The organism is Myceligenerans xiligouense (assembly GCF_003814695.1).
GTDB lineage: Bacteria > Actinomycetota > Actinomycetes > Actinomycetales > Cellulomonadaceae > Myceligenerans > Myceligenerans xiligouense.
Genome location: NZ_RKQZ01000001.1, coordinates 2180784 through 2200209 on the forward strand (window position 1 = coordinate 2180784; position 19426 = coordinate 2200209).

21 protein-coding genes are annotated in these 19426 nt (G+C 71.9%); 15 read left to right on the forward strand and 6 right to left on the reverse strand.

What is annotated here, in order from left to right; all coding sequences use genetic code 11:
* Window positions 1-21: 21 nt before the first annotated feature.
* Window positions 22-528, reverse strand: coding sequence for a DUF6328 family protein (locus EDD34_RS09350; protein ID WP_123814320.1), 507 nt, complete (start codon window positions 526-528; stop codon window positions 22-24).
* Window positions 529-613: 85 nt separating this feature from the next.
* On the opposite strand from EDD34_RS09350, the gene recQ reads away from it, so the two are divergent.
* Window positions 614-2485 (forward strand): DNA helicase RecQ, encoded by a 1872-nt coding sequence (gene recQ, locus EDD34_RS09355; protein WP_123814321.1) that lies wholly within the window; start codon window positions 614-616, stop codon window positions 2483-2485.
* On the opposite strand, the gene EDD34_RS09360 is transcribed toward recQ, so the two are convergent.
* The gene (locus EDD34_RS09360; protein ID WP_123814322.1) at window positions 2475-3098 is read right to left on the reverse strand and encodes a class I SAM-dependent methyltransferase; all 624 of its coding nucleotides are present in this window, start codon (window positions 3096-3098) and stop codon (window positions 2475-2477) included. The two genes, recQ and EDD34_RS09360, sit on opposite strands and share 11 nt — an antisense overlap.
* 125 nt (window positions 3099-3223) lie before the next feature.
* Here EDD34_RS09360 and EDD34_RS09365 point away from each other — a divergent pair, with 125 nt between their 5' ends.
* Window positions 3224-3682 carry an aminoacyl-tRNA deacylase gene (locus EDD34_RS09365; protein ID WP_123814323.1) on the forward strand — a complete coding sequence of 153 codons (459 nt, stop codon included), beginning with the start codon at window positions 3224-3226 and terminating at the stop codon, window positions 3680-3682.
* A 48-nt stretch (window positions 3683-3730) separates the two neighbouring features.
* Window positions 3731-4198 carry a hotdog fold domain-containing protein gene (locus EDD34_RS09370; protein WP_211341536.1) on the forward strand — a complete coding sequence of 156 codons (468 nt, stop codon included), beginning with the start codon at window positions 3731-3733 and terminating at the stop codon, window positions 4196-4198.
* Here EDD34_RS09370 and EDD34_RS09375 read toward each other — a convergent pair.
* A complete protein-coding gene (locus EDD34_RS09375) occupies window positions 4176-5249 on the reverse strand; it encodes an N-acetylglucosamine kinase (protein ID WP_123814324.1) in 1074 nt (357 codons plus the stop codon). The two genes, EDD34_RS09370 and EDD34_RS09375, sit on opposite strands and share 23 nt — an antisense overlap.
* A 231-nt stretch (window positions 5250-5480) precedes the next feature.
* Between EDD34_RS09375 and EDD34_RS09380 the strand changes: the two genes are divergently transcribed.
* The 7 genes from EDD34_RS09380 to EDD34_RS09410 all read left to right on the forward strand — a co-directional run bounded on the left by EDD34_RS09380 (window position 5481) and on the right by EDD34_RS09410 (window position 12372).
* On the forward strand, window positions 5481-7226 hold the full coding sequence (locus EDD34_RS09380) for a BCCT family transporter (RefSeq protein WP_123814325.1): 1746 nt from the start codon (window positions 5481-5483) through the stop codon (window positions 7224-7226).
* 95 nt (window positions 7227-7321) lie between these two features.
* On the forward strand, window positions 7322-7729 hold the full coding sequence (locus tag EDD34_RS09385) for a YciI family protein (RefSeq protein ID WP_123814326.1): 408 nt from the start codon (window positions 7322-7324) through the stop codon (window positions 7727-7729).
* The gene (locus EDD34_RS09395) at window positions 7726-9093 is read left to right on the forward strand and encodes an RNA polymerase sigma factor (RefSeq protein ID WP_246012276.1); all 1368 of its coding nucleotides are present in this window, start codon (window positions 7726-7728) and stop codon (window positions 9091-9093) included. The genes EDD34_RS09385 and EDD34_RS09395 overlap by 4 nt, the downstream gene beginning before the upstream one ends.
* Before the next feature lie 147 nt (window positions 9094-9240).
* Window positions 9241-10752, forward strand: a complete 1512-nt coding sequence (locus EDD34_RS09400) for a ricin-type beta-trefoil lectin domain protein (RefSeq protein ID WP_123814327.1) — start codon at window positions 9241-9243, stop codon at window positions 10750-10752.
* A gap of 187 nt (window positions 10753-10939) precedes the next feature.
* Complete coding sequence (locus EDD34_RS09405) at window positions 10940-11485, forward strand: YqjF family protein (protein ID WP_211341537.1); 546 nt, start codon at window positions 10940-10942, stop codon at window positions 11483-11485.
* Between the two features lie 42 nt (window positions 11486-11527).
* Window positions 11528-11695, forward strand: a complete 168-nt coding sequence (locus tag EDD34_RS21505) for a hypothetical protein (RefSeq protein ID WP_211341538.1) — start codon at window positions 11528-11530, stop codon at window positions 11693-11695.
* Window positions 11696-11754: 59 nt separating this feature from the next.
* Complete coding sequence (locus EDD34_RS09410) at window positions 11755-12372, forward strand: hypothetical protein (RefSeq protein ID WP_123814328.1); 618 nt, start codon at window positions 11755-11757, stop codon at window positions 12370-12372.
* 47 nt (window positions 12373-12419) lie between these two features.
* Here the strand turns inward: EDD34_RS09410 and EDD34_RS09415 are convergent, their stop codons facing one another.
* The gene (locus EDD34_RS09415; protein WP_123814329.1) at window positions 12420-13358 is read right to left on the reverse strand and encodes a GNAT family N-acetyltransferase; all 939 of its coding nucleotides are present in this window, start codon (window positions 13356-13358) and stop codon (window positions 12420-12422) included.
* Window positions 13359-13449: 91 nt separating this feature from the next.
* Entirely contained in the window at window positions 13450-13833 is a 384-nt protein-coding gene (locus EDD34_RS09420; protein WP_123814330.1) for a MerR family transcriptional regulator, read from the reverse strand.
* Between the two features lie 156 nt (window positions 13834-13989).
* On the opposite strand from EDD34_RS09420, the gene EDD34_RS09425 reads away from it, so the two are divergent.
* From EDD34_RS09425 to EDD34_RS09430, 3 genes are all read left to right on the forward strand, one after another.
* On the forward strand, window positions 13990-15195 hold the full coding sequence (locus EDD34_RS09425) for an MFS transporter (protein ID WP_246012277.1): 1206 nt from the start codon (window positions 13990-13992) through the stop codon (window positions 15193-15195).
* Between the two features lie 264 nt (window positions 15196-15459).
* Window positions 15460-16296, forward strand: a complete 837-nt coding sequence (locus EDD34_RS21175; protein WP_246012278.1) for a hypothetical protein — start codon at window positions 15460-15462, stop codon at window positions 16294-16296.
* A gap of 41 nt (window positions 16297-16337) precedes the next feature.
* A complete protein-coding gene (locus EDD34_RS09430; RefSeq protein ID WP_246012279.1) occupies window positions 16338-17057 on the forward strand; it encodes a metallophosphoesterase family protein in 720 nt (239 codons plus the stop codon).
* On the opposite strand, the gene EDD34_RS09435 is transcribed toward EDD34_RS09430, so the two are convergent.
* On the reverse strand, window positions 17025-17732 hold the full coding sequence (locus tag EDD34_RS09435; protein ID WP_170177022.1) for a class I SAM-dependent methyltransferase: 708 nt from the start codon (window positions 17730-17732) through the stop codon (window positions 17025-17027). The genes EDD34_RS09430 and EDD34_RS09435 overlap by 33 nt on opposite strands.
* Window positions 17733-18296: 564 nt before the next feature.
* Between EDD34_RS09435 and EDD34_RS09440 the strand changes: the two genes are divergently transcribed.
* Window positions 18297-18584: a hypothetical protein gene (locus EDD34_RS09440; protein WP_123814334.1), complete on the forward strand. Its 288-nt coding sequence runs from the start codon at window positions 18297-18299 to the stop codon at window positions 18582-18584.
* Entirely contained in the window at window positions 18581-19390 is an 810-nt protein-coding gene (locus EDD34_RS09445) for a hypothetical protein (protein WP_123814335.1), read from the forward strand. Before EDD34_RS09440 ends, EDD34_RS09445 begins: the two co-directional genes overlap by 4 nt.
* Window positions 19391-19426 lie beyond the last annotated feature (36 nt).

Genomic DNA, 19426 nt, shown 5'->3' on the forward strand with positions numbered 1-19426 from the left:
GGTGGCGGGCAGCGCCCGCGGTCACGTCACCGGGTCGGCGCGCCGGCGCAGCCACGCCGGGACGAGGACCCAGAGCGCGACGATCACGACGAGCACGGCACCACCGGCGACGACCCCGGACACCCGGCCGACGACCACGTCGAACACGAACAGGACGGTCCCGGTCAGGGTCAGGCCGAGCGCCGCGAGCGCGGCCCGCGCCAGGCGGTCGCCCGTACCGACGACGGGGATCTTGAGATGGCGCTGGAACAGCGCGCGGTGCAGGGAGACCGGTGCCGTGAGCAGCGTCGTGGCCAGCACCGACGTGACGAGCAGGGTCAGGTAGACGGTGCGCTGGTAGGTGTCCAGGCTCTCGAACTCCGCCTGGAACGGCAGGATCAGCAGGAAGCCGGTGAGCACCTGCACGCCGGTCTGCAGGACACGCAGTTCCTGGAGCAGTTCGACCCAGTTGCGGTCGGCGCGCTGGGCGGGAGTCTCCTGCCTGATCGGGCGGGGGCGATCCGGATCGGGGGTCTCGTCGGCGGTCATCATCCGATGATGCCCCCCTTTCCCGGGCCGCGTCCCTGGCGCGGTCGTCCACAGGTTCGCGCGGCCGGGGCGACCCGTGTCGGCCATGGTTCCTAGACTGGCCGCCGTGACTCTCGCCGACGCCGCTACCTCTCCCGATACCGCCGTCGATCCCGCCCTCGACACCCTGCGCAGGGTGTTCGGCTACGCGGAGTTCCGCCCGGGGCAGCGGGAGATCGTCGACACCGTGGTCGCCGGCGGGGACGCGCTCGTGCTGATGCCCACGGGTGGCGGGAAGTCGTTGTGCTACCAGATCCCGTCGCTGGTGCGCCGGGGGACGGGCGTGGTCGTCTCGCCACTGATCGCGCTGATGCAGGACCAGGTGGACGCGCTCGACGCGCTCGGGGTGCGGGCCGGGTTCCTCAACTCCACGCAGGACGCCGCCTCGCGCCGCGCCGTCGAGCGCGCGTACACGGACGGGGAGCTCGATCTGCTGTACCTCGCCCCGGAACGGCTCCGCCTCGACGCGACCGTGCGGCTCCTGGAGCGGGGCGAGATCGCGTTGTTCGCGATCGACGAGGCGCACTGCGTCTCGCAGTGGGGCCACGACTTCCGGCCCGACTACCTGGAACTCTCCCGCCTGCACGAGCGCTGGCCCGACGTGCCCCGCATCGCCCTCACCGCGACCGCCACGCAGGCCACCCGCGAGGAGATCGCCACGCGCCTCGACCTCACGGGCGCGCGGCACTTCGTCGCGAGCTTCGACCGGCCCAACATCCAGTACCGCATCGTGCCGAAGGACGGCGCGAAGCGGCAGCTCCTCGACCTGCTGCGCACGGAGCACGCGGGCGACGCCGGGATCGTCTACTGCCTGTCGCGCGCCTCGGTGGAGGAGACCGCCGAGTTCCTCACGGCACAGGGCATCCGCGCCCTGCCGTACCACGCCGGTCTGCCGGCGGAGGTCCGGGCGCGTAACCAGGCGGCGTTCCTCCGCGAGGACGGCCTCGTCATCGTCGCCACGATCGCGTTCGGGATGGGCATCGACAAGCCCGACGTCCGTTTCGTCGCCCACCTCGACCTGCCCAAGTCGGTCGAGGGCTACTACCAGGAGACCGGACGCGCGGGCCGTGACGGGTTGGCGTCGACGGCGTGGCTCGCGTACGGGCTGTCCGACGTCGTCCAGCAGCGCAAGATGATCGCCGGTTCCGACGGCGACGCCGCGCACCGCCGCCGCCTCGGGACCCACCTCGACGCGATGCTCGCGCTGTGCGAGACCGTCGAGTGCCGCCGCGTGCAGCTCCTGAACTACTTCGGGCAGGCGGCGGAGCCGTGCGGCAACTGCGACACCTGCCTCGCCCCGCCCGAGTCCTGGGACGGGACGGTCGCCGCCCAGAAGTTCCTCTCGGCCGTGTACCGGCTGGACCGGGAGCGCAACCAGCGGTTCGGCGTCGGGCACGTGGTGGACATCCTGCGGGGCAAGGCCACGCCCAAGGTGAACCAGTGGGGGCACGACAGCCTCACCGTGTTCGGCGTCGGCGAGGACCTGGGCGAGGGGGAGTGGCGCACCGTGGTGCGCCAGCTCCTGGCGCAGGGCCTGCTCACCGTGGAGGGGAACCACGGCACGCTGCTGCTCACCGACGGCAGCGCGGACGTGCTGGGACGACGGCGTGAGGTGCGGCTGCGGCGGGACCCCGAGCGGACCCGGGCACGGGCGGCGGCGAAGGCGAAGAAGAAGCCGGCGCCGGACCTCGAGCTGTCCGCCGAGGACACCGGGTTGTTCGAGCGGCTCCGTGCCTGGCGGGCCGGTGTCGCGAAGGAACAGGGCGTGCCGGCGTACGTCGTCTTCCACGACGCGACCCTGCGGGCCGTCGCCGCGGCCCGCCCGGCGAGCCTGGAGGAGCTCGGTGGGATCAGCGGCGTCGGCGAGAGCAAGCTCGCCAAGTACGGCGCGGGCGTGCTGGAGACGGTCAGGGCTTGACCGCGTGCACCCGCTCGACCATCCCCATCCCGTAGCGGTCCCTCTCCACGACCTCGAGACCGAGGTCGCGCACCGTGCCGAGCTGGCGGCGGGTGAAGTGCTCGCCCGAGCTCGGGACCGTGATCGCCTCGACGAGCCACTGGCCCAGGCGGACCGGCGGCCAGGTGCTGCCGATGTGGTCCAGGAGCAGCAGGCGCCCGCCGGGTTTCAGGACGCGCTTCGCCTCGGCCAGCGCCACCTCCGGGCGCGGGATGGTGCAGAGCGAGAGCACACAGGTCACGGTGTCGAACGACGCGTCGCCGAACGGAAGGTTCTCGGCATCGCCCTCGCGCAGGTCGGCGTCGCGGCCGAGCGCGGCCGCGCGGCGCCGGGCCTGGTCCAGCATGGGCGGGCTGAGGTCGATGCCCGTCACCGAGGTCACGTCGTCGTGCAGGTACGGCAGGTCGCGGCCGGTGCCGACGGCGACCAGGAGCACGTTCCCGCGGGTGCGCTCGCCGAGCCAGCCGCGGCCGTCCCGCAGCAGGTTACGCTCGAACCAGACCATGCTGCGGTCGTAGCCGGGCGCGGCGCGTTCCCAGAGCCGGCGTTGCCTCGACGTCGTACGCGATTCCATGCGGGCAGGCTGACACGTCCCTCGGGCCGTGTCCAGCAGTGCGCGGTGCTCGGGCTCGCGGGGGTGCCCGGTCCCCGGGACGACGCTCCGTCCCCCCTGCCCGCCGTCGAGAAAGGCCCCGCCGGATGACTTCCACGACGCCTCCCGAGCCCGCCCTGGCGGACGCCGCGGCTCGCGGGCTGGACGTGACGCTGCGCCCCCGCCGAGCTGATCCGGACGGGGGGACCGGCACGGACGGGCTCGTCCCCGTCAAGACGATCGTGCTGCACCAGCGGGAGGGGTTCGTCTTCGTGCTGGTGCCGCTGGAGGAGCGGTTCTCCTGGCCGAAGCTGCGCGCGGCGCTGGGCGTGAACCGCGTGCGGCTGCCCAGCGCGGAGGAGGCCTACGAGGCGACCGGGTACCGCGTGGGAACCATCACCCCGCTCGGGGCCGGCACCGCCTTCCCGGTGCTGGCGGACCGCCGCATCCTCGGGCACGACATCGTGCTCGGCTCGGGCAGTCCCGATCACGCGGTGCGTGTCCGCGCGGACGATCTCGTGCGGGCCTACGACGCCACCGTCCTGGACCTCGCGCCGGAATCCTGACGACGGCCCCTTACTGACTCCGCCCGCAATCACGGTAGAGTCCGCCTCGTGACAGAGGTGTACACGATGTGGCAGAAGCTGGCCGGCAGGCCGCTCGGCAAGCGGATCTTCGGGATCGGCTACGGCCTCAAGGTGCCGTACTTCCGGACGATCCGGCCCCGGTTCACGGAGGTGCGGCCGGGATTCGGCGAGCTGGTGATCCGCAAGCGGCGCGGCGTGCTGAACCACATCGGCACCGTGCACGCGATCGCCGTGTGCAACGGGCTGGAGGCCGCGATGGGCGCGATGGCCGAGGCCACCGTGCCGGACTCCAAGCGGTGGCTGCCCAAGGGCATGGAGGTCGCGTACACGGCGAAGTCGACGTCGGACATCACGTGCACGGCCGAGTCGGACCCGGCGCACTGGCTGGCCGGCTCCCCGGACGTCCCCGTCACGGTCACGGCCCGCCGCGACGACGGCACCGTGGTCGCCGAGGGCACCATCCACCTGTGGGTCACGGACAGGCCGAAGCGCTGAGCGGGGCGAGCCGCTCCGCCGTCCGCACCGTCAGCAGCGGCCGGTAGGACGGGAACTCGGGGTCCTCCACGAGGCGCCGCGCGAGCAGCAGCGCGCCGTCGAGCGGGCTTCCGGCGGCGTCGACGAGCTCGACGCCGACCCGCTTGACCGGCATGAGGCCGTGCACGGCGTCCCGCAGCGGCGAGCCCACCGCCATGAGGCGGCCGGTGGTCGCGGCGACCTGCCGCACCCCGGGCCTGCCGAGGACCGCCGCGAGGCAGTCGGTGAGGAGCTGGACGGAGCCGGCCAGGATCGTCTGGCAGACGACGTCGCCGTCGGCCGCGGCGCGCACCACCGCGGGCGCGAACTCGGCCAGGACCCGCACCCGGTCGGGCGCGTCGCGCAGCTGGGACTCCCAGGTCTCCGGGGGGCCGAGCGTCGCGGTCGCCTCGTCGAGCAGCCGCTTCGAGCCGCGCGTGTCGTGGTAGCTGGCTCGGGCCGCCGCCCGCAGCCCTTCCTCGCCGATCCACGACCCGCCGCCGTTGTCGCCGATCAGCGGGCCGAGCCCATCGGCGATGTGCAGGCGACCCAGGTCGTCGTCGCCGATCGCGACCGCTCCCGAGCCGACGTTGAGCGTGGCGCCGCCGCGCCCCCGCAGCGCGCCGAGGTGGGCGGTGATCGTGTCGCTCGCGACGGCGGTCCGGCCGGTGCCGAGCGTCTCGCTGAGCGCGTCGTGCACGTGGTAGGGGTTGAGCGTGCGCGAGAGCGTCATGGACCGCAGGCCGCGCATCCCGACGGCGGCGGCCGCCGTCGTCGTACCCGGCCCGGCCTGCTCCGTGAACCGGCGGCACAGGTCGCGGAGGACGTCGGGCGCGTCGGACCTGCGCGACACGACGCGCACGGGGTCGCCGGTGATGTCGACGGGCTCGATCGATCCGGCGCCCGGCCCTCTCGGCGCACCGCGCAACCGTGATCCGGTCCCGCCGACGTCGATACCGACCTCCCAGGTCAGTGCCACGTCGTGGTGCTCGCTGGTGTCGGACGCGCTTCCCGGAGCCTGCCCTGCGCGCATGCCATTGATCGTGGCACGGTGAACCGGACACCGCGACACGAAACAGCAAAAAGGCGACAGTTTCCCGTCGAAGCGCCACCATGGGCAGCGAGTTTCTCGCGCGTCGTGGCGTGTCCCCGGGCGACTCGCGGAGATCCGGTAAACGCGCGACAAACCACTCAGGTCCTGCCAGGCTGGTGCGCTGCCGGAACGCCGGGACCTGCCGGCGCGATCAGTGAGAAAGGTCGATCCATGATCGAGCGCACACTCGACGCCCTCGCGAAGAAGCTGGGGCTGCGGACCAACCCGACGATCTTCTTCGTGTCGGCAGGGCTCATGGTGCTGTTCCTGCTCCTGCTGCTCCTGCTGCCGGACCGGATCGGCACGGCCTTCGGGAGGCTGCGGGACCAGATCGTCACGGACCTCGGATGGTTCTTCATCCTCGGCGTGACCGTATGGCTCGTCTTCCTCGCCGCGGTGGCGCTCAGTCGCTACGGCCACCTGCGTCTCGGCGGGGACGACTCCCGACCCGAGTACTCCAACATGTCCTGGTTCGCGATGTTGTTCGCGGGCGGCATCGGCACGGTCCTGATGTTCTGGGGCGTGGCCGAGCCGATGTCGCACTTCGCCACACCGCCGTTCGCCGACGTCGAGCCCTATTCGGTCGAGGCCGCGCGTGACGCGATGTCGATCTCGCTGTACCACCTGAGCCTGCACACCTGGGCGATCTTCACGCTGCCGGGCCTGGCCTTCGGGTTCTTCGTCTACCGGTACAAGCTGCCGCTCCGGGTCAGCTCCGTGTTCTACCCGTTCCTCAAGGAACGCATCCACGGCCCGATCGGCAAGACGATCGACATCTTCGCCGTGCTCGGCACGCTGTTCGGCCTCGCGGTCTCGTTGGGCCTCGGCACCTCGCAGGTGGGCGCCGGCATCAACGCGCTCGTGCCCGCCGTCCCCAACAGCACCTGGCTGCAGGTCGGGATCATCGCGGTGCTCACCGCGACGGCGGTGGCCTCGATCGTCGCCGGGCTCGACAAGGGCGTGAAGCTGCTGTCCAACATCAACATCCTGCTCGCCGTGGGGCTGATGATCTTCGTGCTGGTCTTCTTCCAGGACAGCGTGTTCCTGCTGCGGCAGATCTTCGAGAGCTTCGGCCTCTACCTGCAGGACCTCGTGGGCCTGGCGTTCTGGAACGACTCGATGGCCGAGTTCACCAAGGAGGGCGGCTGGGGCTGGCAGGGCGGCTGGACCGTCTTCTACTGGGCGTGGACGGTCACCTGGGCGCCGTTCATGGGCGTCTTCCTCGCGCGGATCTCCCGCGGTCGCACCGTGCGGCAGTTCGTGGGCGGGGTGCTGGTCGCGCCGTCGTTGTTCACGCTCGTGTGGTTCGCGATCTTCGGCTGGTCGGCGATGCGCATCGACGGCATCGACGGGAGCGGCGGCGAGCTGTCCGAGGCCGTCTCCCAGGACGTCGCCCTGGCGATGTTCACCTTCTTCGAGAACTTCCCGGCGGCGACTCTCGTCCAGGGCATCGCCGTGATCGTGGTGGCGCTGTTCTTCGCGACGTCGTCCGACTCCGCCTCCCTCGTGGTCGACATGCTGTGCGTGGGCAGCACCGACGCCGGCCCCGTGCGGCAGCGCGTCTTCTGGGGCATCAGCGAGGGTGCGCTCGCGGCGTCGCTCATCATCCTCGGTGGGGTCACCGGCCAGGACGGGCTCGGGGCTCTGCAGCAGGTGATCACCGTCATCGGACTGCCGATCTTCCTTCTCGTGTTCCTCATGATGTTCAGCCTGGTCAAGGGGCTGCGCGACGAGCGAGTCGCTGCCCTGGAGGCGCAGTTCGCGGATCTGGCGGCTCGGAGACGGTTCCCGCACCGCAGTGCGGGGGCCACGCCGCGGCCGGGCGGCGAACCGACGCGCGCCACCGTGTCCGACGACGGCGAGCCGACGCCCGCCCCCGCGCCCGACGACGGCGAGCCCTCGTCGGGCAGCGTCTGAGGAGAGTTCCGCCGCGGATGTCGAGATCTCCCCGCCGGCACCGTCCCAGGGGTGTCGGCGGCGACACGCGCCGCTCGAGACCGGAGGATGGAACCATGAAGTACCTGATGCTCAAGCACTACCGCGGCGGCCCGGAGGCGCACCCGGGATTCTCGGCCCCGATGGACCGGTGGACGCCGGAGGAGATCAACGCCCACGTCGCCTTCATGGGCAAGGTCATCGACGACCTGCGTGAGCGCGGCGAGTTCGTCGATGCCCAGGCCCTCTCCCCGGAGGGCACCTTCGTCCGGTACGACGGCGAGGGGCGCCCGCCCGCCACGGACGGACCCTTCGCCGAGACGAAGGACCTCATCGCGGGCTGGATGGTCATCGACGTCGACTCCGAGGAGCGGGCGCACGAGGCGGCGGCCTACCTGTCGTCGGCGCCGGGCAAGGACGGCAAGCCCTTGCACGAGTGGATCGAGGTGCGTCCCTTCCTCGCCGACCCGCCGGTGGTCGAGTGATCCGGGAGCTGGCCGGGCAGGTCCTGGGCGTCCTCGTCCGCCGCGGAGCCGACTTCGCGGCGGCCGAGGACGCCGTCCAGGACGCCCTCGTCGAGGCCGTCCGCCGCTGGGGGAACGAGGTCGTGGACGACGGCGGCCCCGGTGCACACGCGTTCGCGGGCAGGCCCCGCGGCGGTTCGACGATCACGAACCCGGTGGCCGGCGTACCGTCCGGCGATGCGCCTGCCGAGGCGATGGTGGGTGGTGCCGGCAGCCGGGCGGATCGCGGCGACCGGCCCGCCGACCTGAAGGCCTGGCTCGTCACGGTCGCCTGGCGCAAGTTCCTGGACGCGCGCCGGTCGGCGTCGGCCCGTGCGCTGCGCGAGGTGAAGGTGAGCCTGGAGCCGCCGTCGGGCCCGAGCGAGCAGGCCGACGACACGCTCCTGATCCTCAGCCGCTGCTGCCACCCCGCGCTGACCCCGGCGTCGGCGATCGCGCTGACGCTGCGGGCCGTGGGCGGGCTGACGACGGCGCGGATCGCGCGGGCGTTCCTGGTGCCCGAGGCGACGATGGCGCAGCGGATCTCGCGCGCGAAACGCACCGTGGCGGGCGAGCGCTTCGAGGCGCCGGGCGACGTGACCGCCGTGCTGCGGGTGCTCTACCTGATGTTCAACGAGGGCTTCACGGGCGGACCGGGTCCCGGCGGACGAGCGGGCGCGTCCGCGCCGGGCGCGGCCGTCCCCTCCGCCGCGCCGCCGGCCGGCCGCGACGTGGACCTGGCCGCCGAGGCGATCCGGCTCGCACGTCAGCTGACCGCCGCCGTCCCCGACGACCCCGAGGCTGCCGGGCTGCTCGCGCTCATGCTGCTGCACCACGCGCGGCGGGCGGCGCGGTTCGACGACGTCGGCGCGCTCGTCCCGCTCGACCGGCAGGACCGGTCGCGGTGGGACACGGCGATGATCGCCGAGGGCGTCGGCATCCTGCAGCGTGCGCTCGCGCGCGACCTGCTGGGCGAGTACCAGGCGCAGGCCGCGATCGCCGCCCTGCACGACGACGCGCGCACCGCCGCCGAGACCGACTGGCCGCAGATCCTGACCTGGTACGACGAACTCCTCGCCCTGGCGCCGCGGAACCCGGTGGCCGAGCTCAACCGGGCGGTCGCCGTCGGGCACGTGGACGGGGCGTACGCCGGGCTGCGGGCCCTCGAGTCGCTCGACCCCGGGCTGCCGCGGTACGACGCCGCGACCGCCTACCTGCTCCAGATGGCGGGCGAGCGGGCGGCGGCCGCACGCCGCTACGCGGCCGCCGCGGAGGCCGCCGACAACTCCGCCGAGCGGACGCACCTGCTGAAACAGGCGGCGCGATGGAGTGCCGGCGGGCCGTGATCGCTTCTGATCACCTTGCGCCGAGCTGTTGACCTGGTGTGTCGTGGTGGTCATTCTTGATCGGGATGTTGGCGCTAACATGATCGCTCGCCGACATCATGAGTTCGAGCCCCTACCGTGCAGAGTCGCACGAGATCGGTCGACACCATGAGAACCTCTCGCAACCACCGCCCCGCGCCGCGCCTGCCGCGTCCGCCCGCCCGGCGCCCGTTCCCGCGCCGCGCCCTGAGCATGCTCGCCGCGTGCGCCCTCCTCCCGGTCGCCGCGCTGGCCGCCGCGCCGCCGGCCGCCGCCGACACCAGTGACTTCCGGGGCACCAACTGGGCCGTGCTGGGCGACAACTTCAGCACCGGGCCGCTCGTCGTGGACGGGCTGACCGAGTCCGACTCCTACGCCACCGTCCAGGCCAAGGCGAACGCCCTCTACGACGACATGGAGTCCACGCTCGGCATCAACACCGTCCGCCTCCCGGTCAACACCCACACCGTCGGTACGGACTGGTGGAACCGGTACCGCGGCGCCGTCGACGCCGCCACCGACCGCGGCTTCAAGGTCATCCTCGCCTACTGGGAGGACGGCGCCGCCTCGGGCGGGCGGGTCACCGACCACGCCGCCTGGAACACGATGTGGTCCACCGTGACCTCCCAGTACGGCGGCAACTCCCTGGTCTACTTCGAGCCGATGAACGAGCCGCACGGCTACAGCTCCGCCGAGTGGCGCGACGTGGCGGCGGACTGGCTCGACCAGCACTACTCCGCACCCGCGGGCCGGGTGCTCATCGGCGGCACCGGGTACAGCCAGGACCTGCGCGACGTGTGCGACGACTCCCGCTTCGACGGCACCCTGCTCTCGTTCCACCACTATGCCTTTTTCTACGGCGAGATGAGCTACGAGAACTGGCGCAACCACGTCACCCAGCGCCTCGGCAACTGCGCCGGCCGCGCCGTGGCCACCGAGTTCGGCGCGCCGATGAACGACGGCCGCAACTACGGCGACCCGGGCAGCGGCGACAACTTCGTGCGCCACATCCGCGCGGTCACCGACGTCATGCGCGAGAACGACATGGGCGGCACCTACTGGCCCGCCGTCGGCGGCAAGCCCGGCACCATCGGCTACGACTGGTACTCGATGTACGCGATGCAGGGCAGCGGCAGCGACCTGTCGCTCACGCTCCGCAACGAGTCCGGCGCGAACCGGCTGCGCTGGGCGTGGGGCGACGACGTCGACCCGGACGCCGGCAACCCCGGCACCACCGTCACGGCGATCGTGAACGAGGGCTCCGCCAAGTGCGTCGACGTCGTGAGCGGGTCCACGGACCCCGGCGCCGAGATCATCCAGTACACGTGCCACGGCGGCGCGAACCAGCAGTGGACCCTGAACGACCTCGGCAACGGGTACCACCAGATCGTCAACCAGGGCTCAGGACTCTGCCTCGACGTCGACGCCGCATCGACCGCCGACGGCGCCCGCGCCATCCAGTGGACCTGCAACGGCGGCACCAACCAGCAGTGGGAGCTGCGCGACGCCGGCAGCGTCGTCGAGCTCGTCGCCCGCCACTCGGGCAAGTGCCTCGACGTGCTCGACCAGTCGACCGCGAACAACGCCCGGCTCACCCAGTACTCGTGCTGGGGCGGCGCCAACCAGCACTGGACCCTCTGAGGGCTCGCGGGTCCCCACCGCCACCAACCGCGGCCGCCGACGTGGTCGGCGGGCGAATCGCAGGTTGAATCGTGCCAACTAGCGGTTGGCACGATTCAACCTGCGTTTCGACAGCGGCCACATGGCTCGTACTGCGGCTCGGCGGGTGATGTCGGCGCAGCTCGCACGGTCTGCTAGGTTCGCGGGCGTGACCGGCCCCACCGCGCGTCGCGGCCCGCGCTCCCGCACGTTCCTCACCGCCGAGTGGCGGCGGCTGGTGATGCTGAGCTACGACATCGACCCGGACGTGCTGCGGCCCCTCGTGCCGCGCGGCGTCGTGCTCGACACCTGGGACGGCCGGACGCTCGTCAGCATGGTCGGGTTCGAGTTCCTCGACACCCGGCTGCTCGGCGTCCCCGTGCCGTTCCACCGCGACTTCGACGAGATCAACCTGCGGTTCTACGTGCGTCGCGACACCGCCGAGGGGCCACGCCGCGGCGTCGTGTTCGTCAAGGAGATCGTGCCGCGTCCGGCGCTGGCCGCCGTCGCACGGATCGCCTACGGCGAACGGTACGTCTCCCGCCCGATGCGGCACCGCATCGACTTGTCCGACGACGGCGTCACCCCCGCCGGCCTCGTCGGATACGCCTGGTACGACGGCGGCACCTGGCACCGCCTGCACGCCACCACCACGGGCGAGGCCCGCCCGCCCGCTGCCGGCTCCCAGGAGGAGTTCGTCACGGAGCACTACTGAGGCTACGCCGCCCAGCGCGGCGGCGGCTGCGTCGAGTACCGGGTGGAGCACCCGCGGTGGAATGTCTGGCAGGCCACGGACGCGCGACTGACGTGCGACGTCGCCCACGTCTACGGCCCGCGCTTCACCGCGGCTCTGAACGCGCCCCCGGTCTCGGCGTTCGTGGCCGACGGCTCCCCGGTCACGGTCCGCGCGGGTTCGCGGATGTGACGAGGGCACCACACCCCGGCCCGGTGCGCCGATTCCAGACATTCTGGAACCATGTCGTCATGACGCTCTACGCCGCGGCCCCCGCACGCCGCACCCGGCAGATCTTCGGCGACCTTTTCTTCCTCGCATGGATCGGCGCGTGGACCTGGGCCGGGCTCCGCGCCCAGGAAGCCGTGCTGGAGCTCGCGGCACCGGGCCGGGCGACGGCGGACGCCGCCGGCGGCATCGCCGGGCAGCTGCGCGACGTGGAAGGCCGGATCGCGGACGTCCCCCTCGTCGGCGGCGACCTCACCGGGCCGTTCGGCGGGATGGCCGAGCAGGCCGACGGGCTGGCCGCGGCGGGCACGTCGATGGTCGAGACGGTCGAGACCCTGGCGCTCGCGGTCGGCCTGGCGGTGCTCCTCATCCCGGTGCTGCTGGTCGCGGTGATCTATCTGCCGCTGCGAATCCGATTTGCCCGGCGTGCGGGTGCCGCGCGGCGGACCGCTCGACAGCTCGCGGCCGGGGACACCGCCGGAGACGTCGCCCTCTTCGCGCTGCGGGCGCTCGCCAACCAGCCGGTCCGCAAACTCGCCCAGGTCGCGGACGACCCGGTCGCGGCGTGGCGCGCCGGCGACGAGGACGTGGTCCACAGGCTGGCGAACCTGGAGCTGCGCGACCTGGGCGTGCGGCGCTGACCCGGCACGCGTCCCCGACCACTCGACGGGTGACCGACCGCGGCTGTCTACCCGAGCGTCAGATCGATCCGGGACTCGGTGGGCACCCAGCCCGCGGCGGCGAAGGCGCGGATCATGGGGACGTTCGTGTCGTCGGTGTCGGCGATGAGGGTGGTGGAGCCCTCGGCGAGCAGGTCGGCGGTGGCCGTCGCGACGAGGCGGCGCGCCAGGCCGCGCCCCCGGAAGGACTCGGCGACACCGACCTGGCAGATCAAGCCGTTGCCGTTCGGCAGGGCCCGGCGGACCACGAGGCCCGCGTCCTGGCCGTCCTGGACGGCGAACCCGAAGCACTCGATCGGATCGGCTCCCAGCAGGTCGTCCGTCTCGTCGGCGGCTGCCCGCTCCAGGCCCTTGGCCGCGACGTTCGCCCGGTCGCGCACGTCCAGGGACCCGGGCATCATCTGCCGGACGAACGCCTCGACGCGCTCGCGGTCCCGGGCGGGTTCGAGGTCGAGGGGCGCGACGCCGTCGGCCATCCCGTCGCGCGCCGCGAAGTGGTAGTGCCGGCGCGTGACCAGGACCTTCCAGCCGTGCCGCGCGAACGCGTCGACGAGGCCCCGCACCGCCGGTACGGCCAGCGGGTCGGGGGCGGCGGGTGCGCTGAAGGACGCCTCGACGACGCCGCCGTGCGAGCGGGCCCAGTCCGTCGCCGCCCCGAGGAGGAGGTCGACGACGGCGGGGTTGCCGGGCAACGCGAAGAGGTCGACCAGCCCTTCGGCGTCGGACAGGTGGCGGGCGGCCACGAGGCCCCGCGCTCCGCCGTCGTCCCCGGGGCCGGAGGGCTCCACCGCCCAGACGAGGTCGGGGCGGCGCACGCCCCGGTCGAACAGGCGGTTCAGGGAGAAGTCGGCGAACAGTTCCCGCTGCCCCGGGACGGGGAACGTGGGGGAGTGTGACTGGACCAGCGTGATCGCGTCGTCGCGCGTGGCGGGTGAGGAGAGTTGCATGGGGACGATCCTGCGCGGTGGGGCGGAGAAGCGGAACGGAATTTCGCCGCCTCAGCGGGCTGCTCCGCGCCTCAGCGGACTGTCGCGCGCCTCAGCGGGCTGCCGCCTCGCTCAGCAGGGCCGCGTGCTCGGTGCGCGCGAGGAACTCGCGGATCGTGTCCCGGCTGCGGGTCAGGCACGCGATGCTGTCCTCGATCCCGGCGAGCTCGGCGGCGAGCTGCTCGGCGACCTGGCGCGGGCACGTGGGCTTCATCGCGGCCGCGGCGTCCTCCATGTCGAGCAGCACCTTGACGAGCTTCGTCGTGAGCCCGGCGCGCACGAGGCCCGCCACGCGGGTCACCCGCTCGACGTGCTCCGGCCCGTAGGTGCGGTACCCGTTCGGCGCGCGGTCAGCGGTGAGCAGCCCCTGCTGCTCGTAGTACCGGATGAGACGCGGCGCGACGTCCGTCCGCTCGGCCAGTTCGCCGATCTTCATCTCGACTCCTCACCCAGGTCCGTCCTCGAACCTCGCGTCCGTCCTCGAACCTCGCGTCCGTCCTCGAACCTCGCGTCCGTCCTCGAACCTCGCGGCCCGCGACAGGTCCCGACGGGCTTGACATTGACATCAATGTCAAAGTTTACGGTCTCAGACATGAAGACACCAGAGCTGCCGTGGCCCTCGCTCCTCGTCCTCGGCGGCACCACGCTGCTCATGGTCACCGCCGAGATGCTGCCCACCACCGTCCTCACCCCCATGAGCATCGGACTCGGCGTCGCCGAGTCGAGCACCGGCATGCTCGTCTCGCTCTGGGCAGCGGTCGTCGTCGTGGCGAGCTTCCCGCTCGTCCGGCTGGTCCGCGACCGTGACCGGCGGACGGTCGTCGCCGGGGCCACCGTGGTTCTCGCGGCGTCGTCGGCCCTGACCGCGCTCGCCCCGGCCTACGGCGTCGCCGTCGGAGCCCGGTTGCTCGGCGCCGCCGCCGTCGGGCTGCTCTGGGCCACCGTGAACGCGCACGTCGCCGACCTCGTCCCGGACCGCCACCTCGCCCGCGCCGTCGCCGTCGTCCTCGGCGGAGCGACGCTCGGCATGGTGCTCGGCACCCCGCTCGCCCGCCTCGTCGCCGACACCGCCGGCTGGCGCGCGGCATTCTGGGCGCTCGCCGCCCTGACCGCAGTGGCCGCGGTCGCCGTACGGCTCGTCGTCGCCCCCGCCCGCACGCAACAGGGGACGACGACGGCGGCCGGTGGCCAGGCTCCGGCGGCGCGCGGCCACGGCATGGCACCCCTGCTGGCCGTGACCGGACTCGTCGCCCTCGCCCTCGTGGGGCACTACGGCGCCTACACCTACATCACCCGTATCGCCGAGGCGCCCGCCGCGATCCTGCCCGGTGGGACCGGGTCGCTCCTGCTGGTCTTCGGACTGGCGTCCGCCGTCGGCGTCGCGCTGGCCGGACGGTTCGGGGAGCGGACGGCGCCGGCCCTCACGGCGGCGACCACGGCGACCGCGCTGACCGTGGCCGGACTGGCGATCGACTCGGGCGCCGCGTTCGGCGTGCTCGCCGTGGCGGCCTGGGGCGTCGCGTCGGGCGCCCTGCCGCCGCTCGCGCAGACCCTGATCCTCCGCCTCGCCGGGCCCGAGCGCCGGGCATTCGCGGGCGCGCTGATCCCCGTGCTGTTCAACGGCGGCATCGCCGTCGGCGCCGCGCTCTTCTCCGCGCTGGTCGCGGGCGCGGGCGTCGGGGCGGTGCCGGTCCCGGCGGCGCTCGTCGTCGCGGTGGCGGCGATAGGGCTGGCGCTCGCGGCGGGGCGCCGGCGTGCGGCCCGGCCGAGCACGCCGGCGGCCGTTCCGAGTGCGTGACAGATCGCGTGAGTCGGTGAGGGAGGTCGCGACCGGCGGCGCTGTACACTGGCCACAGACTTCCGGCATGCGTGCCGGCGGGATCCGAAATGAGACAGCGGATCGCGGAGGGCTCCACAGGTTCCACAGCCTGCGGGGCCCTTCGTGTTGGCCGGGCCGGGCGTCGCTGCGCCGGCCGAGATGCCCGACTTTCCTCGACGTTACCGATCCATTGCCATACATTGGATAAAAGAGGACTCAGGCCTGCGAGCCGAGGTGATCCGGATGCGATGGACCCAGCGGAGCCTTCTGGTCGTGGCGTTCGGCGCCGCGGCGAACCTGGCACTGAGCTTCATGCCGAACGTCGTGCCTCCTGCGGTCTCGATCGCGATCGTGTGGTGCACGACCGTCGCGCTCGCCGTGATCGCGGTGGCGTATGTGTACGACCAGACGGTGGCCGCACGTGAGCGGACGGAGAAGGAGCGCGGGCGGCTCGCCGCGGAGCTCCGCAAGCTGCGGGGGATCGCCTGGGTCAGTGCTGACCGGGAGCATCAGAGCGCGTCGCTGGAGATCTGGAAGTCGGCGAGAGAACGCGTGGTCGTCTTCGGTTTCGGGATGACCGCGCTCGCCCATGACGAGGACCTCATCGCCAAGACCGTCGCGCGGGACATCGACATCGACGTCATCAAGGTCGACCCCGTGTGGCTGGTCGAGCACCCGGCCATCGCGGCGAACATCGAGCGCTACTACGACCGTGACGTCGGGTTCATCGACCGGGTCGTCGCGGCCCATGACCGGCTGGAACAGATCGCCGCGAAGGTCAACGAGGGCGACGGCGGCAGGCTGAGGATCCATGTGTTCGGTAGTACCGTCCAGTACAGCGGCGCCGTCCGCGACCCCGGCACACCCGAGGCGCAGGGCTACGTCGAGTTCCACCTCTTCCGCAGGAGCGTGGAGCGGATCGGTATCGGCGTCCGGCAGTACGAGAACGACGACGAATGGAACCCGCCTCTCCTGCAGCATGTGCTGGGATCGCTCTCGCTGGCCGTCGGCTACGACGTGGTCGCGACGCGTCGTCCGACGGCGCTGAGCCAGGGAGACGAGCGCGACACGGTGAGGTGACGTATGGCACGATCCAGAGCGTGTCTTTAGATCGAATTGCCTTGATATCGGATGTCCACGGCAACCTGACAGCTCTTGAAGCGGTGCTGCGCGACATCGACACGCGGGGCGTCGAGCGGATCATCAATCTCGGTGACTTCGTGGGCAAGGGGCCGCGGGGCGCGGACGTCGTCGACCGCTGCGACAAGGAATGCGACGTCAACATCCGCGGGAACTGGGACGACTTCCTGCACACGATCGGCGACGACGACGCGCCGGAGATGCGCTGGTGGCGCGACGAGGTGCGGGAGGACCAGCTGGAATGGCTTCGTACGCTGCCGCTCAGCTACGAGCTGATGATGAGCGGGCGGCGGATCCGGCTCTACCACGCGTCGGCCCGGAGCCCGCATCACCGGGTGCGGGAGACACATACCCGCGAGGAATTCGAGGGTATGTTCGCGAATACCGCGATGACCGGTCCCGGGCCTGCCCCGACGGTGGTCGGATACGGCGACATCCACAGAACCTACGTCGAGACCTGGCCGGACCGCATGCTCTTCAACGTGGGGAGCGTGGGGAACCCGCTCGACGAGCCCGTCCCGAGTTATGCGATTCTCGAGGGCGAGCCGGAGAACGAGGAGCCCGCACCGTTCGGGATCCAGTTCGTCCGCGTGCCCTACGACGTCGAGGCGGAGATCGCCGCCGCCGCCGACCTGGGCATGCCGGCACTGGAGGCGTACGCGAAGGAGCTACGCACCGCCGTCTATCGCGGGCTCCCGTAGAGAGGCGCCCGGCCGGGAGGGCGCCGGCCGGGGCGAGTCGCCCGGGTGCCCGACGATGACGTCCAGCCAGGTCTTTCCCTCGACCCGTGGGTCCACCTGGTACTGCTTGTCCCGGACCTCGAGCCCGGCAGCGTTCACGAGCTCGATGAAACTTGTCGCCGTGTACCGGCTGCGATAGCGGACGCGGGATCCGTGCGGCCCGTCCTTGAACTCGAAACCACGCCGGTCCTCCTCCTCGACCGTCGTGGTCAGGAAAGCCACGCCACCTGGGGCGAGGTGCCTTCCGATCTGCTGGAGCACCTTCAGATCCGTCCCGGCAGGGAAGAGGTGTACGAACGCCATGGCGATGACGACGTCGAAGACCCTGCCCCTGAGCGGTGGCAAGGGCTCGCCGCCGTTGTGGAACTCGTGCCCGATCATCTTCACGCGTTCGAGCGGGGCCGCATCGGAGCGAAGTCGGTGCCGTGTGGCACAACGCATCCGCGCCGAGTACTCGACGGCAGTGACCGTGAGGCCCTCTCGTGCCAGCCATGAGGTGAAGACCCCGTCGGCACACCCGAGCTCGAGCACGGAGGCGACCGGACCGCCCTTCGCGCGAGCGGTCGCCAGCACGGGATCGAGGAGCACGGGAGCGTCGACAGCGCGGGCATGTGCGGTGGCGCGGTACGAGTCCACGAGTTCCGTATAGGCCGCACGGTTCGTCTCCAGGATCCTGCTGAGGGGGATGGGAGGCTGCGGGGGCGGGCTGAGAACCCTCTCGGCCGGGCGCCGGGGCCGCTCGTGCTGGGGAAGGGGCTGCTCAGGCGAGGTGGGGGCAGGCCCGGGCGCCAGGAGTGGCGCGGCGACTGGCGAATTCAGCGGACCTCAACTCCTCGACATGACCCACAAGCGCTCGCCGCTGCAGCAACACGGCCGAGCGTGAGGATCCAACCACGATCCGCGGGGGAGAATCCAGCGACGATCTGCGGAAGGGCCGAACCGTGATGCGGACGCCCCATCGTGGTGTGGCGGGGAGCACTGGCCTGCGCGGGCTGGTGGCCCGCCGTACGCCTTCTCGGGCTCACCTCACCGCTTCGCCGGGAAATCCGCAAGTGGCACCGCGGATGAATCCGTGCGGGAACTCCGGCGCACGCCGGCGCATCCGGACCACGCGCCCCCTTGCCTTCGCGGGACGTTCGCGGCAAAGTCGGGTGTGACGCACCTCCCGACGGCGTGGGGTGCTTCCCCGAGGAGGTGCGGATGACGACCACCGAGTACTTGACGCTTCGTCGCTCGATCGAGCAGTTGCGCCGCAGCGTGGCCGAGGTGCGCGACACCTTCGGCGACGGGCCCCAGGTGCGCCGGCTGATGAACGACCTCGAACGGCTGGAGATCGACGCGAGCGAGCTCGCGGTGGCGGAGCCCGAGCGTCCGGCGGGCACGGGGACGCAGGAGACCATCTACGTCCCCGACACCCCTGACGACTCCGCGATGTGGAGCGACGTCGACGAAGAAGGTCTCGGCGGCTACCACGGCGACCGGTCGTGACGGCGGTCGCGCGAGGGGTCGAGGCTCCCGGGCGCGCCGAGGTCGGCGCGCGGACGTTGCGGACGGACCGCTGGTGGCTGCTGCCGGCGGCCACCACGATCGGCCTGCTGACGTTCGTCGTGTACGGCGGGTTCCGAGCGTTCCAGCAGCAGTACTTCTTCGCCGACGAGCGCTATCTGACGCCGTTCTACTCGCCGTGCGTGTCGCTCGGGTGCGCGTCGGAACCGGGAGCGGCGCACTTCGGGATGTTCCTCCCGGACCATCCGCTCATCCCGTACGCCGCGCTCAGCCTCCCGTTCCTGCTGATCTTCAGGCTGACCTGCTACTACTACCGTAAGGCGTACTACCGGTCGATCTGGCTCGCGCCCGCGGCGTGCGCGGTGCCGGAGCCGCACGCGACGTACACGGGGGAGACCCGCTTCCCGCTGATCCTGCAGAACGCCCACCGGTACCTCTTCTACCTCACGGTGGTCATCTCGCTGGTCAACACCTACGACGCGGTCGTCGCGTTCCGGCACCCGGCGGACGGGTTCGTCGTCGGCGTCGGTAACCTCGTGCTGCTGGTGAACGTCGTGCTGCTGTGGTGCTACACGCTGTCGTGCCACTCGTGCCGGCACGTGATGGGCGGGCGGCTCACGCACTTCTCGAAGCATCCGGTGCGGTACCGGGCATGGACCTGGGTGTCGGCGCTCAACACCCGGCACGCGACGTTCGCGTGGATCACCCTCGGCACGCTCGTGGCGACGGACCTGTACGTCATGCTGGTCGCGCGCGGGACCATCACCGACCTGCGGCTGATCGGATAGACGGCGCCATCGGACAGACCACCCGCCATCGGAGAG

What these genes read in the sequence shown, in the direction of transcription:
- EDD34_RS09350 (WP_123814320.1), bottom strand. Translation starts at nt 528, where the DNA reads ATGACCGCCGACGAGACCCCCGATCCGGATCGCCCCCGCCCGATCAGG.
- recQ (WP_123814321.1), top strand. Translation starts at nt 614, where the DNA reads ATGGTTCCTAGACTGGCCGCCGTGACTCTCGCCGACGCCGCTACCTCT.
- EDD34_RS09360 (WP_123814322.1), bottom strand. Translation starts at nt 3,098, where the DNA reads ATGGAATCGCGTACGACGTCGAGGCAACGCCGGCTCTGGGAACGCGCC.
- EDD34_RS09365 (WP_123814323.1), top strand. Translation starts at nt 3,224, where the DNA reads ATGACTTCCACGACGCCTCCCGAGCCCGCCCTGGCGGACGCCGCGGCT.
- EDD34_RS09375 (WP_123814324.1), bottom strand. Translation starts at nt 5,249, where the DNA reads ATGCGCGCAGGGCAGGCTCCGGGAAGCGCGTCCGACACCAGCGAGCAC.
- EDD34_RS09380 (WP_123814325.1), top strand. Translation starts at nt 5,481, where the DNA reads ATGATCGAGCGCACACTCGACGCCCTCGCGAAGAAGCTGGGGCTGCGG.
- EDD34_RS09385 (WP_123814326.1), top strand. Translation starts at nt 7,322, where the DNA reads ATGAAGTACCTGATGCTCAAGCACTACCGCGGCGGCCCGGAGGCGCAC.
- EDD34_RS09400 (WP_123814327.1), top strand. Translation starts at nt 9,241, where the DNA reads ATGAGAACCTCTCGCAACCACCGCCCCGCGCCGCGCCTGCCGCGTCCG.
- EDD34_RS09410 (WP_123814328.1), top strand. Translation starts at nt 11,755, where the DNA reads ATGACGCTCTACGCCGCGGCCCCCGCACGCCGCACCCGGCAGATCTTC.
- EDD34_RS09415 (WP_123814329.1), bottom strand. Translation starts at nt 13,358, where the DNA reads ATGCAACTCTCCTCACCCGCCACGCGCGACGACGCGATCACGCTGGTC.
- EDD34_RS09420 (WP_123814330.1), bottom strand. Translation starts at nt 13,833, where the DNA reads ATGAAGATCGGCGAACTGGCCGAGCGGACGGACGTCGCGCCGCGTCTC.
- EDD34_RS09425 (WP_246012277.1), top strand. Translation starts at nt 13,990, where the DNA reads ATGAAGACACCAGAGCTGCCGTGGCCCTCGCTCCTCGTCCTCGGCGGC.
- EDD34_RS21175 (WP_246012278.1), top strand. Translation starts at nt 15,460, where the DNA reads ATGCGATGGACCCAGCGGAGCCTTCTGGTCGTGGCGTTCGGCGCCGCG.
- EDD34_RS09440 (WP_123814334.1), top strand. Translation starts at nt 18,297, where the DNA reads ATGACGACCACCGAGTACTTGACGCTTCGTCGCTCGATCGAGCAGTTG.